The organism is Calothrix sp. FACHB-168 (assembly GCF_963889195.1).
Classification (GTDB): domain Bacteria; phylum Cyanobacteriota; class Cyanobacteriia; order Cyanobacteriales; family Nostocaceae; genus Aulosira; species Aulosira anomala_A.
In genome coordinates this window covers 290741-301437 of the sequence record NZ_CAWPNJ010000052.1, presented here as the reverse complement: position 1 = coordinate 301437, position 10697 = coordinate 290741, and the positions used below count along the sequence as shown (strand labels likewise).

Annotated in this window: 8 protein-coding genes; 2 read left to right on the top strand and 6 right to left on the bottom strand. The window is 41.5% G+C overall.

What is annotated here, in order from left to right; genetic code table 11:
• Positions 1-41: 41 nt before the first annotated feature.
• From AACW45_RS28680 to AACW45_RS28660, 5 genes are all read right to left on the bottom strand, one after another.
• Positions 42-692, bottom strand: a complete 651-nt coding sequence (locus tag AACW45_RS28680; protein WP_190629606.1) for an HMA2 domain-containing protein — start codon at positions 690-692, stop codon at positions 42-44.
• A 372-nt stretch (positions 693-1064) separates the two neighbouring features.
• Positions 1065-1364 carry a DUF5132 domain-containing protein gene (locus AACW45_RS28675; protein WP_190629604.1) on the bottom strand — a complete coding sequence of 100 codons (300 nt, stop codon included), beginning with the start codon at positions 1362-1364 and terminating at the stop codon, positions 1065-1067.
• Between the two features lie 4 nt (positions 1365-1368).
• On the bottom strand, positions 1369-3669 hold the full coding sequence (locus AACW45_RS28670) for a heavy metal translocating P-type ATPase (RefSeq protein WP_190629634.1): 2301 nt from the start codon (positions 3667-3669) through the stop codon (positions 1369-1371).
• An 8-nt stretch (positions 3670-3677) separates the two neighbouring features.
• Entirely contained in the window at positions 3678-4736 is a 1059-nt protein-coding gene (locus tag AACW45_RS28665) for an HMA2 domain-containing protein (RefSeq protein ID WP_190629602.1), read from the bottom strand.
• Between the two features lie 1022 nt (positions 4737-5758).
• Positions 5759-7003 (bottom strand): RNA-guided endonuclease InsQ/TnpB family protein, encoded by a 1245-nt coding sequence (locus AACW45_RS28660; protein ID WP_190629600.1) that lies wholly within the window; start codon positions 7001-7003, stop codon positions 5759-5761.
• Between the two features lie 24 nt (positions 7004-7027).
• Between AACW45_RS28660 and tnpA the strand changes: the two genes are divergently transcribed.
• Both tnpA and AACW45_RS28650 read left to right on the top strand, forming a co-directional pair.
• Positions 7028-7435, top strand: coding sequence for an IS200/IS605 family transposase (gene tnpA, locus AACW45_RS28655; RefSeq protein ID WP_190629598.1), 408 nt, complete (start codon positions 7028-7030; stop codon positions 7433-7435).
• 90 nt (positions 7436-7525) lie between these two features.
• Entirely contained in the window at positions 7526-9733 is a 2208-nt protein-coding gene (locus tag AACW45_RS28650) for a heavy metal translocating P-type ATPase (RefSeq protein ID WP_190629593.1), read from the top strand.
• Positions 9734-10053: 320 nt separating this feature from the next.
• Here the strand turns inward: AACW45_RS28650 and AACW45_RS28645 are convergent, their stop codons facing one another.
• On the bottom strand, positions 10054-10689 hold the full coding sequence (locus AACW45_RS28645) for a hypothetical protein (protein WP_190629591.1): 636 nt from the start codon (positions 10687-10689) through the stop codon (positions 10054-10056).
• Positions 10690-10697: the final 8 nt, after the last annotated feature.

Below are 10697 nucleotides of genomic sequence, written 5' to 3'. Positions count from 1 at the left end.
GCAACTTCTTTGAGTAAATCATCTCAAAGAAAGAGGAAAATTCAACAGTAATGTTGGAATCTCCCGCTACATTGCTTGCAATTAGCGGGAGAGGATGTCAAATTTAGCTGAGAATAGGGATTTTGCGAATTAACATTATTGAGTTTCAAGAAGCTATCAAAGGCATACCATGCTAAGACATACCAAGGAATCATATCTAATTGCATCCCTTTAATAATCAACTGTCTTAAAGATAATATACTTAGTCCTAAAGGGAACAATAATCGTAAATCAACTGTACTATCTGTAGCGCGGGCAAACTTATTATTTACAGCTATTACAGATTTTCTTACATATATAGCTGCTTTAGTATTTCTTGGTATATAGTTTGTAAAATTCATACCAAGTTTTTGCAGAGATGCGAAAACAACAGCTAAAGTAACATTCTCAGCATAATTGATGAGAATGCTACCTTGATGCAAGTTGGTTTTTACCTGAATAATGTACGGTTGCGTCTCTAGAAAATTGACAATTTGTTGCATTATCTCAGATTGACGATGGCTAGGTGCAATTCTCAACCGCAACCTTCCCGGAGTATCGCTAATAATTTGGGTAGCTATCAGTGTATCAGCGAGTGCTGGATGGCTAATTTGTTGTTTCTGGGGAATAATTACCATAGTTTTGGTTGAAAATGGGCATGGGGCATGGGGCATGGGGCATGGGGCAAAAGTTAAAATTCAATATAGAGTTCTTATACCAATTGGAAAAAAGAATGCGACAGATTGTAGGGGCACTGGCAATGCCATGCCCTCTAGAACATTTTGATGTGTCGCAAAGATTATTGAAATTGGTATTACAGCATCTTCCTGTAAATAGACCACTATGTAGGGGCACGGCACCGACAATCTTTTGGTACATACAATAATTTTACTGTTGCCGTGCCCCTACTACGACAGATGTGGTTCAAATAGGTGAAAACTGCTGTAATTTTGAATTTTGCGGAAAGTCTGAGCGCCGGCTTCCGGCGAACAGAACTTTCCAAGAGAGAATTTTGAATTTTTTATCCCCCTTCCCCATGCGCCGTATTAATCTTTGTGGTGATTTTCCACAACATTAGCACCTGGTTCAAATACACGTTGATATTGACTTTCGGCGATTTCGGCTTTGGCTTCAGCAACGATGTCTTCCCAGGTTTCACCGAGTTCAGCGAAAGCACCTTTGCTTTTTTCGTAGGCGAGGATTCCACCTTTAATAATAGATTTAGCTACGGGTTTACCAATACCGGCGACAACTGGCAAAATAACCGGTGCTAATAATACTGCACCAATACCAGCGATTAGTCCAGGTCTACCTGCATTTTCCATTAAATCTGTAATTTTAGGCATATTTTTATAAACCTCCTGGTGGGGAATATGGGGATGAATGTTTGCTAGCGGCAGTATCGCGGATTTGGGATGAGGAATTTGTGAGGATTGGCCTTAAACCGTTGACTCCTGCAACTACGGTGGAACCGTTGTTGACTATGGTTGCGGCTAGGGGGTTGAGTCCAAATAAAGCGGCGATCGCTAATCCTGCCAAATTTGGTATAGTGACAATGGCGATATTTTGCTGAATCAGTTGCTTGGCTTGATGGGCAATGGCGATCGCTGTTAACAAACCATGCAAATCATTCTGCATTAACACTATATCTGCTGTCTCCCGTGCAATCTCGGAACCATTGGCAAAGGATACGGAAACATCGGCGTAAGCTAAAGCTGGTGAATCATTAATTCCATCGCCAACAAAGGCGACTGTTCTACCTTGGTTGTGTAGTTGCTGGACGATAGCGGCTTTTTGTGCGGGAAAGGCTTCTGCGTGGGTATGCGATGGCGGTATTCCCAATTCTGCTGCTACGGCGTTGGCTATCTGCTGGTTGTCTCCGGTAAGCAGATGCACATCTATGCCTTCTACCTTTAACAACTGATGAATTACGTCAGGGCTTTCATTGCGTAAGACATCTTTATAAGTAATTATACCCTGTAATTCCTGGTTGCTAGCAACATATATTGTCGACTCTGCGAGATGATATTGTTTAGTTAGGGATGACATATCTACGCCTTGTTGACGTAAAAAGCGATCGCTCCCTACATAGACAGTTTCACCATCGATAATTGCTTCTACACCTAAGCCTAGTTGATAATGCCATTGACTGCGCTGGGGTATATTCACACCTTGCGCCTGGGCGTAACGAATTATCGCTGCCGCTACTGGATGAGTTAATCTTTGTTCTGCTGCTGCGGCTAATGCTAAAACTCGCCATTGGGAAACATCGGGATGACAACTTTCTACATTAATCACCTCTGCTTCGCCTTTTGTTAGCGTCCCTGTTTTATCAAAAACAATAGTATCAATTTGTGCCAGTTGTTCTAAGGCTCGACCACTGCGAATCAGAATTCCTTGTTTAGCAGCATAGCTCAAAGAGGCTAAAACTACTGTGGGAATTGCCACGCGAATTCCTGTAGCAAAATCTAAGGTAAGGATGCTGGCGGCTCTGGCGGCGTTTCTTGTTAGTGAAAATACTGCTGCTGCTAGTAGCAAAGTTGGCAATACAGCTTTATCGGCGATCGTGGTTGCATAGTTTTCCATGCGGGTATCATGGACTGGTGCTGCTTCCATGAATTTGATACTTTGTCCAGCACGGGTATCATCGCCTGTGCTTTCAACTAAGATATAAATTCTCCCTTCCCTTACCAAGGTAGAAGCGAATACTCGTTGTCCTTTGGTTTTTAAGCTGGGTATGGATTCACCAGTAAGTTTTTGCTCATCTAGTAAGGCTTTTCCTTTAATGATTGTGCCATCCACGGGCACTTGTTCCCCAGGATAAACGATGACAGTATCGCCTGTTTGCACATCTTGAATGGGAATTTGCGCCTTTTCTCCATTTCTTTCTACCCAGACAAATTGTCCTAAACAACTGAGTAAATCTAATGTTTGCAGTTGGGAAGTACGTGCAGTGCGATCGCGGATATTTTCGCCAATAGCAATTAAACTCAACATTAGGGCTGGTGTGAGAAAATGACCTTGAGCAGTGGTAATTGCGATCGCTAAACAATCCAACACATCAATTGTGAGTTTTTGCTGTCTGACAATTCCTGTAACAGCTCGTTGCAAAACAGATAAACTAGCTACAGCAAGAGTTCCCACCCGCAAAATTGGCGGAATTGGTAAACCAAACATCCTCTCGCAGATAGCTAAACCTGTAGCTAACACTGGTAGTGATAAGCTAGATTCAGCTATTTGTTGTGCGTTAGTTGATGGCGTAGGTTGAGAAGTTACAGAAATTTGTCTAGCAGCTAGCAGCAACTTACCCAAACAGCAGCGCATTTTGTTGTCATTAACTACGTTGGGTTGATAGGTAATAACTAAAGATGCGGCGATTGAGTTGATGCGAAAACTAGTAATTAAAGGTTCTGCTGTTAATAAACCTTGCAGTCTGGAAGTATATTGTGCATCATGCCGTAAATTTGGCACTCGTAACCTTAATCTTCCCGGTATCCCATGAACAACTTGATAATTTTGATCAGGGGAATTTTGGTTACTAGCTACAGGAAGTTGGACAACTTTACCATTGCTTTTCCCTAAATCCTCTAAGGGACTAGCTGCTACTAACGATTCGAGTGGAATTTTCACTTTACCATTCCTTTCGCCCATTGGAAGCGTCATAAAGGAAAGTTCGCCATCAAGCCTAAAGAATAAGACATCATTGAAGGCTTTAAATCAACCCAGATTTTTGATAAATCTAACTCTATATTTGTTTCTGCTGACGGCGTTGTTAATGGCTGCGCTTCTGGCGGTGACACTAATATTTCTGGTGCTATCTCTGGTGGTAAAGCCGATTCAAGCAAGTGTAACCAATAATCTAAACTCGTTTCTGAATGATGATAATTAATTACTACTGAACTTGCTTGATAGTTCACCCGAAAATTAATAACTTCTCCATCAGCTTTGAGAATACTCTCTAATTTTTTACCATAGGCGGAATCTTTAGTCAGTTGCTCAACATGAAAGCGAATTCTCCCAGGAATTTGATGGACAACTTGATAACTTAGTTTTCCCGGTTTAGCTATTTCTTGAAGAGACTTGTTCGCCACTTTTGTAAATCCTCGTAGCGGTATTTCTTTTTCCGTGAATTTCTCGGCAGTTTTTGCAATTACAGCCAGCAACAAACCCGGTTCTACAGAGTCTATTACCCAGCGAGTTGCATCTGCCACCAGCATATAAATTAAAATTGCTGGTAAGCCTCTAACTCTCAAACCTCTTGTGAATGCTAACCCAGCCAGCAACGGTATCACCGCCATTGATTGCTTTTGCCAGAATCCCAGAGATTTAAAATCAGTCAAATCTACTTTATTTACTGAGGGAGAATAGCTAACATCAAATTCTGTTAATATTTTCAACACCTGGGGTAAAGAAACCTGATTTTCATCAAAGGTAAAAATTACACTACCCCGTTGTTGATTATGCTGAATATCTAATAGCCAATTCTGCTGTTTTAAGTCTTGGCAAAGTTGCTCTATTTGGCAATTCCAATTCCCATCGTTAGACCGGATACGTAGCCGTCCAGCAGTTGCATGAATTACTTGTAATTTTACCTGCTCAACTACTTGATTACCATGTTCCTGCGCTGATATTTCATCACAGAAATTCTGCTCAGAAGTTAAGTCAGGATAATCATTTAACGGCGTACTTAAATTGTGACTACTGATGGTTGTTGTCATTAGTTAATAGCTGCACCAATTCAGACATTCACGATAGCTTTAATCATACCCGATTCTTTTCTCAATAAGATTCGTTCTTGAGAATAATTTGATAATCCGTAAATTTTGCTATTATTTCTTGTTCTTTGTTTATATAACTTAAAAGTTATACATAATTTTGCATACTCAACTCTCACAAGCTGGAAAATATGGTTAAATTTCGGTGTCTTTTCATCTTTTTTCCTCTGTGAACTCTGTCTTGAAAAGTTCTGATCGGAGGAAACCTCCGCTCAGACTTTTCGCTGTGTCCTCTGTGGTTCATTTCTTCCTAATCTTAAAAATGAATGGCGCAGATTGCAGTTCCGCTTCAACAAGACTCAAAGCTTTGCATCAGAACGTGAGAGAAACTTCAAGACTTACGCAAAAGTTACGGGAAATTAAACCACAGAGGACACAGAGGACACAGAGAAATAAAACTTTTAGAGAGTTATTGCTTAACTCTTAAACTTACAGCAGTTTTCATGCATTTAAACCACAATCGTAGTAGGGGCACGGCACCAGTAAGATTATTGTATATCCGAGAAGATTGTGGATGCCGTGCCCCTACAATGTGGTCTATGTACCTGAAAATTGCTGTAATCTTTATGTAAAGAAATATATTCATTAATCACGATTCTTAACTTTTTGCAAATAAAAAGTTAGTCAGATGCAGAAAAGTTTTTGTAAAAATAATCAAAATAATTGTTATTGTATAAAATCATCAGAAAAATTAGGGTTTCGCTAGGCATCAGAATGCAACTTTTGATAGGATAAAGAATCCCTATGGGCACAGAGGATATATTAAAACTTAAGTTAGAACTGGGGAATTTTAAATTTGAGATTTAGGTAGGAGCGCTAACTTAAATCGAGAGTTGCCAATTTGAAATACTCCCACTTTAATGGTTGGAATTAATTCACAATTGATTGAGCTTGTTAACTCTGAGCCATTGTCTGCCAAAAGAGAGGATGACGATGTGACAACTCTCCCACTACACCGCTTGCGGTTAGTGGGAGCATCTCAAATTTACAAATGAAACTTGCTGCTTCACAGGCTGGGCATCCCCTAAGCCTCCACAGCCAGGAATCGGTAGTCCAACCGACCCATGTTTTAAAAGATTAAGTGCGCTGTTCCAGTCGCGGTCAATAACCAGTCCACAAGAACAACTATGAACACGAACGAAGAGCGTTTTCTCAACTCTTGCGCCACACCCTGAACAATTAATACTAGTCCCTCTAGGGTCAACGCCTCTTGTATGCTTGCCGCGTCTTACCGCTACTGCTTGCATGATTTGGAGGAACGCACCCCAGGCAACATCGAGTATCGACTTCGCTAGTCGTGTTCTAGCTAGTCCTTTAATATTCAGGTTTTCAAAAACAATTAAGTCATAGGAATTAACCAACCAATGAGCAACTTGATAATGAAACTCTTTCCTTTGTCTTGCAACGTGCAAGTGAATTTTAGCTACCTTGTTCGCCTGTTTTTGGTAGTTTTTAGACCCCTTGGTAGACCTTGCAAGCTTGCGTTGTTGACGAGCTAAAGCCGACTGCGCTTTGCGGTAATACTGCGGTACTTCAATGCTTTTTCCATCAGCAGTTGTTAAGAATTTTTCCAGTCCAACATCTATGCCAGTAGCAGTTTTAATTCCATCAATAGGTATCGGTTCTGGTAAGGTTTTATCTTCCAGAGAAAAGCTGACATACCAACCATCAGCTTTCCTGAGAATAGTTGCTTGCTTAATCTCAAAACCGTCTGGGATTGGCCTGTGCAAAATAACCTCAATCTTACCAATCTTAGAGAGTTTGAGAATGTTGCCAACTAGATGTGCGCCTGCTTTAGCACAGTTAACACGGGGGAAAGTGAACGAACAAATATCACCACGCTTTTTAAATCTTGGTCGTCCTCCCCGCTTGCCGTTTTTATCTGGCATTAACCACCGCTTCCACGCCTTGTCTAACCTCATCAGGTTTTGTTGTTGGCAGTCGGCGTAGATGTTTTTATATTCGGGGAACAGATCCTTGGTTTGCTTGAGATCAGATGCTTGTGTGTAGTAGTCAACTTTTTGTGGTATCTCGCCAATTGGCTCACGAACCAAACTACAACGGTCAATCTGTGACCTTGTGCGGTTTAACCAATCCAGTCTTTGCCCTAGTGCATAGTTGTAGTGACGGCGCAGTAACTCACCCCAGGTTTCCATCGTGACAACCTGCTGTGGTGTGGGGTTGAGTTTGTACTGGTAAGTGAGTAACATATACTCATAGTACGATTTAGTGGAATGAGTTACAACGTAAGCCATAGGGCAGTTTATAGCTTAAATATTAATTTAGTGTTGGTGACAAAATACCGTAGAAAAGTAATCAACCAGTCAATACTTAATCGACTCAAAGAGATATTTGAAACCACTTGTGCTAAGTGGAGAAGCAAGGTAACGGAGTTTAACGCACAGTCAGATCATGTTCACTTAGTTATTAGTTATCTGCCAGATGTCGAAGTGAGCAAGTTAGTTAACAATCTCAAAACTGTATCTAGTCGCTTAATTCGCAAAGAGTTCAATGAACAAGTCAATCAATTTTATAAAAAACCAGTCTTTTGGACAGGTGCTTATTTTGTCGCATCCTGCGGTGGTGTCACCCTTGAACAACTTCAATCTTATGTTGAGAAGCAAAACAATCCTGATGATTGAAGGGGCATTGAACCCCTTCAATCCCAAGCGCAATTCCCCATCACCGCCAACCGTTCCGGTGTGGCGGGAGTACTATGAGCGGAGGTTTAGATGGTTTTAGCAGTAAAATTACCAGATAATATGGAGATTGCAGTAAAAGCAAAAAATACTGCTATTACTTACTCTGTCGTCCATGCAATTCCAGGACGGGTAAGATTCCGCATTCCTTTGTTAGCAGAAGATGGGGATTATGGCTGGCGGTTAGAAACACTCTTAAAATCAGATAGTAGAGTCACAGATATTCGCATCAATCGCCAAGCCGCATCAATTGTGATTCAATATCAACAGAGTGAAAATTATAATCGCGCTTTTTTGAAACAGATAGTGCGATCGCTCCAACTTGCCACAAATACCTCACCTATTACCCAAAATACCACCAGCCCAGAAGAAGCTGAAGCAGAAGAGGCAGGTGTTAAATTACCAGCCTTTGCAGTTTTGCTAGCGTTACTGGGTTTAAGGCTTCCCATTCCCCAAAGTTTAATTGCTTCCGTTGTCGGCCTCGCAGCTTGGCCTGTTGCTAAACGCGCCTACAATAGTATTACCAAGAACCGCAAATTAAACATTGATTGCCTAGATTTTATGGCAATTTCCCTCACCGCAGCCCAAGGAAACCTCCTCACCCCAGCTTTGGTGATGACTCTGCATGAAATTGGTGATATGATTCGCGATCGCACAGCGCGAGTATCCGAACAAAACGCTTCTAACCTCCTTGACTCCCTGGGACGTTATGCTTGGGTATTGCAACCCGATGGACAAAAACAGCAAATTGAAGCCACATCTGTGCAACAAGGTGATACAGTCATTGTCTATCCAGGTGAGCAAATTCCCGTAGATGGTCAAGTGTTGCGCGGTAAAGCATTAATTGACCAACAAAAACTCACAGGTGAGTCTCTGCCTGTGTTGCGGCAAATAGGCGAAACTGTATATGCTTCCACCTTGGTAAGGGAAGGAGAAATTTACATTCACACCGAGAAAGTAGGCAATGCTACCCGTGCTGGTGCAAGTATCGAGTTAGTTCAACAAGCACCGGTTCATGATACCCGCATGGGAAATTACGCCGCCGCCATTGCCGACAAAGCGGTAATTCCTTCGCTATTATTTGCTGGCATAGTATTAGTTGCTACCCGGAATCCTGCCAGAGCAGCCTCAATTTTGACCCTAGATTTTGTCACCGGAATTCGTGTTTCCCTACCCACAACCTTTTTAGCCGCCTTGACTCATGCCACCAGACATGGTGTACTGATTCGGAGCGGTCGCGCTTTAGAAAAATTAGCACAAGTAGATACTTTAGTTTTTGATAAAACCGGTACCTTGACCCAAGGTAACATTCAAGTAGTAGCAGTAGAAGCAGTTGCAGAGCGGATATATACCAGCAGATTATTAGAATTAGCCACAGCCGCAGAACAAAGATTAACTCATCCAGTAGCCGAAGCAGTCATGCGCTATGCCGCAGAACAGCATGTAGAAATTTTACCCCGTGGGGAATGGAGTTATGAAATCGGTTTAGGCGTAATTGCCCAAATTGATGGTCAAGAGGTATTAGTAGGAAGCGATCGCTTATTATCTAAGTTTAATATCCCCCTGACTTGTTTTGATCGCAAACATCACTGTCAGCTAGAAGATTGTACAAACACCTTAAATTGTCCGATCTCTGCCCATGATTCCTTACTATATATAGCAGTTAACAGAGAATTTGCCGGAGTCATTGCTTATACAGATCCTCTACGCCCCGAAAGTTCCGCCATCCTAGAACAATTACAAACAGAGTATGGCATGGAAATTCATCTATTAACTGGGGATAGCCAAACCAAAGCACAGATGGTAGCAGAAAAACTCGGTATACCCTTGAGTAACGTTCACGCCGAAGCCTTTCCCGAAACCAAAGCCGCAATTATCCAGAAATTAAAAGCCGAAGGTAAAACAGTAGGTTACACCGGCGATGGTTTAAACGATTCCGCCGCCTTAGCTTATGCAGATGCAGCCATATCCTTTGGTGATGGTTCCGAAATAGCCAGAGAAACCGCCGATGTCGTGCTGATGAATAATAACTTAACTAGTTTTGTCGATGCAATAGCGATCGCCCGCGAAACCAAAACCGTCATTGGGCAAAATATTAGTTTAGCTGTCGTTCCCAATTTAGCCGCCTTAGGACTAGCCACCACCATAGGAATGCACCCCCTAGCAGCCACTGTAATACATAATGGTTCCGCGATCGCAGCCGGACTCAACGGTTTGCGTCCACTCATGCACCGCGATTAATCAGCATATTAAGACTAAAAGATGCGATCGCGCTATAGATGATCTTACTACCAAATAAGTATAAAGCGATCGCATTTGGATTTTGCGCTGATTGCACCATGATTCACTTGAATTTGCGCGATTGGATATTCACAGGTTATCAGGATATGCGATCGCATGATATCAATGTTATACCAGTTCTCCGTGACAGCGATAGGACATTTCTTATTTAGAAGTCCCTCAGGCAAAAGACATGATTTTCACTATAATGCTAGGAAATAAACTTCCCAGCCAAAATGCTGTATAAGGTTTTTTTACCACAGTGACAAAAGATCTCAAGATTACAACCACCGTGCTGTCCCTCGTCCAGCAAAGACTAAACGTCCTTCAGAAATAGGTATCATGTCACGATCATCACGTAGTGTATTTGAGTCCCAGAGTTGATTCATGTAATAATTCAAATAGAGAAGACCAAATCGTTCATCAGCTAGTGCATTGACATTTAATTCTAGGAGCATCAAATAATAATTAATAATCCAATCCTTATTACCTTGCTTATTTTCCCAAGCCTCATCGCCATAATGAGCATGAGTATCTACAAAAGCAACTTCTGCTGGTATCTTTTCACATGCATCGCGGAAAGTATATGCTAATGGCAATAAAGGATCTTCTTCCAAAGGTAAATTTTGATTGTCTGGAAGATTGGGAATTAGGTCAAGAAAGTGGTCTTGGGAAAAATAAATCTGTAAGCAGTTGTGATATTCAAGTCTATCAAGCCTAGCCCAAGCATCTCCAAATGCATTCCATACTCCATAAATGACTTCTTGGTTGGGATCATTGATACCTAATCCTAGCTTTTCAGCTTTACTCAAGTATTGTAAACTTTCCATTCTAGCCAGCGTCAGCAATTTTTCTAGTGAAAAATCATTACTTCCATGCTCAATAAAGAAAGCTGTAGCTAATGTTTTGAAAAACATAGTTATAT

Coding starts and splice junctions, on each gene's coding strand:
- AACW45_RS28680 (WP_190629606.1), bottom strand. CDS start 692: ATGCCCCATGCCCCATGCCCATTTTCAACCAAAACTATGGTAATTATT.
- tnpA (WP_190629598.1), top strand. CDS start 7,028: ATGAGTTACAACGTAAGCCATAGGGCAGTTTATAGCTTAAATATTAAT.
- AACW45_RS28650 (WP_190629593.1), top strand. CDS start 7,526: ATGGTTTTAGCAGTAAAATTACCAGATAATATGGAGATTGCAGTAAAA.
- AACW45_RS28665 (WP_190629602.1), bottom strand. CDS start 4,736: ATGACAACAACCATCAGTAGTCACAATTTAAGTACGCCGTTAAATGAT.
- AACW45_RS28675 (WP_190629604.1), bottom strand. CDS start 1,364: ATGCCTAAAATTACAGATTTAATGGAAAATGCAGGTAGACCTGGACTA.
- AACW45_RS28670 (WP_190629634.1), bottom strand. CDS start 3,669: ATGGGCGAAAGGAATGGTAAAGTGAAAATTCCACTCGAATCGTTAGTA.
- AACW45_RS28660 (WP_190629600.1), bottom strand. CDS start 7,003: ATGTTACTCACTTACCAGTACAAACTCAACCCCACACCACAGCAGGTT.
- AACW45_RS28645 (WP_190629591.1), bottom strand. CDS start 10,689: ATGTTTTTCAAAACATTAGCTACAGCTTTCTTTATTGAGCATGGAAGT.